This window comes from Capnocytophaga sp. oral taxon 329 str. F0087 (genome assembly GCF_000213295.2).
Classification (GTDB): domain Bacteria; phylum Bacteroidota; class Bacteroidia; order Flavobacteriales; family Flavobacteriaceae; genus Capnocytophaga; species Capnocytophaga leadbetteri_A.
This window is the reverse complement of sequence record NZ_KN389989.1, coordinates 1-3565: the sequence shown is the minus strand read 5'-3', so window position 1 is coordinate 3565 and position 3565 is coordinate 1. Positions and strand designations below refer to the sequence as shown.

Genomic DNA, 3565 nt, shown 5'->3' with positions numbered 1-3565 from the left:
AGTATTTAGCCTGCCTGTAGAAGAACTTGTCGAGGTACACCGAAGCTAAAGCGAACACGTACCGAACACGAAGCGAACACGTAAAACCATAAAACAATGGACGAAGCTGAAATATATATAGCTCTTAATGGTATAAGACATTTTTATTATCGTCTCTATATAGATATTATAAAATTAGATAAAAATACCATTGAATTATCAATTTTCCCAGAGTATAATAAAGAAAAAGCCCAAAAAATAGCCGCTTATTTTGCTTGTGCGTTAATCTTTATTTCAAATAGTAGAAATTCCAACGAACCGTATAAAACCATAATACAATGAACCAGATAAACCAAGTAACCGCGCGCCTCAATGCCGTGCTAAACATCGATGATATTAGAACCAATATGATAACCATTGAGGATAATATGCTTATCATCGACCTTAATTACTACAGCGAAGAAGCCCTTGTTAATCTATACAACCGAGCTGCTGGGGGCTACCTCTCAATTCGTCCAGAGATAAGTGCGGGGCAACTCTCCTATGCTCTTGTGCCAGAAAAATACACAAAACCAGCCCCAGCCTTTGCTTACCCAGAATAGCCAGAATAGTAAAATAACGTTAGTTAGTTGTTAGATAAGCCGTGCATAAGTGCACGTAATGCACGGCTTTTTTCCTAACTACTAACTGCTAATACCTAACAACTAATGGATAGTAATTTCGACAATATAAAAGAACTCCTTTGGGACGCTACCGACTACGGTCGCCAGTTTTTCCTTGATGAGTTTGCTGCAGAAATATCCGCCAATCGCGGTCGCACAAAAGGCTTCCGCGTACGACCAGACGACAAAACAGGCTCCTGCCATATACACCAGCGCAACAGCACTGCCCCTTACACTTTTACCGATTTCGGCGTCGATAGCAAAGGACTTAATGCCATTGACTACGTACAGCAGCGCGACCATTGCACAGCTTTCGAGGCACTAAAAACCCTATGCGCCGCCTACAGCGTACCCCTGCCAAACGGTGCTAAAATCCAACCAAAAGTGTCTTTTTCCTCCGATGTAACCGAAGAAGTAGGCACTTGGAGCGTAACCTTTGCCGACACCTTTCAGCACACCAAGTACCTACGCCGTCTATTTCCGTATTATACCCCAGAACTCCTAAATGCGTATCATTTTAAAGAAATAACCGACTACACCACAATTGGGCTCAACGACAAAGGGAACCGATACCGCAAAACCACACAAAGCACCCCAGAATTTCCTATTTTTGGCTATGACAAAGGCGATTTTGTAAAAATATACCAACCATTAGCCCAAAAAGGCGACAAACTAAACCCTAAACACTCATTCGTAGGCGGAAAATCCGGCAATCGTATAGTATACGGTTGGGACAGACTATTGCGCTTGGTCGATTACGAAGCCATAAAAACCCTAAATGAAGAACTAAAAAACACCAAAAGCAAAGAACTACGCACCGAACTCACCGCAGAACTCAATGCCTTAAAACTCGACACCGTTATCATCGCCACCGGCGGCTCTGACGGCATCAATATAGCCTCACTCGGCTACAATGTTATATGGTTTAATTCAGAAACAGAAATCATCAACGCTGAAGAATATCAGCAATTATCCCTACTGGCACGAAACATCTACTACGTGCCAGACCTCGATGCTACAGGCGTACGACAAGCCCTACAAGTAGCCGATACCTTTATCGACATTCGCCTCGTTTGGCTACCAAAAGAACTAAAAGAAAACGGCAAAAAAGACTTTGCCGACTGGCTACGCCTACACCACACCGCCGGACAAGATGCTCTACAATCACGCTTCAAACTCCTACTACAGCAGTCCCTAAACTTCCGCTTTTGGGAGTTTACCGAAAAAGGCAGCGTACAGTTCAATCCCACCAAAGTAATACACTTTTTGCACCTACAAGGCTACTACACCTACGCTTCATCTTTTGCCGAATTAAAAGAAGACGAATGCGAATTTGTAAGCCTCAAACACGGCTGCATCGACCGCGTGCTATCTACCGACATCAAAAAGTTCGTACTACAATGGTTAGACCATAAAGTATTCGACCAGCGCGTACGCAACCGCGTATTTTCAGCCGCCGCCTTTCAGCCCTCACATCTGAAGATGCTACCCCTATACCCAAAAGAAACCCCCAATTACGGGCGCAATTATCAATGGTATTTCTTTACCGAAAAAGCCATAAAAGTAGAAGCCAACACCATAAGCCAATACGACTACAAAAAAACAAGTAGCATACAGTTTTGGCGCGACGAAGTCATACCCCACCCTATCAGCCTACTACCCCCTGCATTCGAGCATTACACCGATGAGCAAGGGCGCACCCGCCTGCGCATATTATCCCCTGCCAGCCATTATTTCAAAGTGCTAATAAACTCAAGCCGTATTTATTGGCTCAAAGACGCCTGCCCCGAAACCGAGCAAGACAAACAACCCTTTAGCATACACAGTCCCAACCTCACCGACGAAGAAAATTACGCCCAAGAACTACACCTAATGAATAAAATATACTGTGTAGGCTACCTACTCCACCAGCACAAACGCGAGAGCGAAGCCTATATAGTAATGGGTACCGACTACAAGGGCGGGAACTCTGCAAGAGGTTCCTACGGCGGTACCGGAAAATCTTTTTTGGTAAATGGTATACGCAAGCTGCTAAAGAGCAAGTATATAGACGGAAAAACCATCGGAGCCAACAAATTCCCTTATGATAAGGTAACCGAAAAAACGCGCCTTGTATTCCTTGATGATATGAACTTCAACCAAGATTTCCGCGACTTTTATAACAAAGTCACCGGCGATTTCGAGGCAAACCACAAAGGCGGCAAAATATTCTATATCCCATTTGAGCGAAGCCCTAAGATGGCAGCAACCACTAACTACGTACCCGATTTTGAAGAGAGTTCGCTGGTGCGCCGCCTCTTATTTTACCAAAATTCCGACTATTATCACGCCAAAACACCCAAAAACGATTACAAGTTTAGCCGCAAAATCTCTGACGATTTTGGCGGGCGCGATATTATGACCGCCGAAAGCCCTACAGAAGAGTGGAACACCGACTATAATTTTTTATTCAATTGCCTACAGTTCTACCTATCCTGCCCAACTAAGATAGAAGCACCGCTTGAGGCACTCGAAAACCGCCGTACCCTGCTCACCATAGGCGACACCTTTATGGCGTTTTTCAATACCTATTTCTCTGACGACACACATCTAAACGTATTCTTTTCAAAGCCAGATTTCAACCGTGAAGTACAAAACGAAATAGGCGGCAAATACACCTCTCAACAGATAGAGAAGAAGCTAAACGACTATTGCACCCTAAAGCAGTGGGCGCTATCCACCGAAAAGCGCAAGATAAACGGTATAAGCACCGTATGTTTTCTTATAGACACCAATAATAACAAACCGCAAAACAACGCCGAAAAACCAGAAGAAACCACCCCAGCTGCCCCCAAGACAAACAACCTTGCCGGCATCGAGGACGATATACCATTTTAATTATGCTGAAAAACCCGAATGAATTTGCCAAGGCGATGACCTATTTA

At 44.1% G+C, this 3565-nt stretch carries 3 protein-coding genes; all 3 read left to right on the top strand.

Going from position 1 to position 3565, the window contains the following annotated elements; translation table 11 throughout:
• Nucleotides 1-96 precede the first annotated feature (96 nt).
• The 3 genes from HMPREF9074_RS02575 (at nucleotide 97) to HMPREF9074_RS02565 (ending at nucleotide 3518) form a co-directional block, all read left to right on the top strand.
• Nucleotides 97-321, top strand: a complete 225-nt coding sequence (locus tag HMPREF9074_RS02575; RefSeq protein ID WP_034539607.1) for a hypothetical protein — start codon at nucleotides 97-99, stop codon at nucleotides 319-321.
• Nucleotides 318-581, top strand: a complete 264-nt coding sequence (locus HMPREF9074_RS02570) for a hypothetical protein (RefSeq protein WP_034539605.1) — start codon at nucleotides 318-320, stop codon at nucleotides 579-581. The genes HMPREF9074_RS02575 and HMPREF9074_RS02570 overlap by 4 nt, the downstream gene beginning before the upstream one ends.
• Nucleotides 582-686: 105 nt before the next feature.
• Complete coding sequence (locus HMPREF9074_RS02565; protein ID WP_009391878.1) at nucleotides 687-3518, top strand: hypothetical protein; 2832 nt, start codon at nucleotides 687-689, stop codon at nucleotides 3516-3518.
• The last annotated feature ends 47 nt before the right edge of the window (nucleotides 3519-3565 follow it).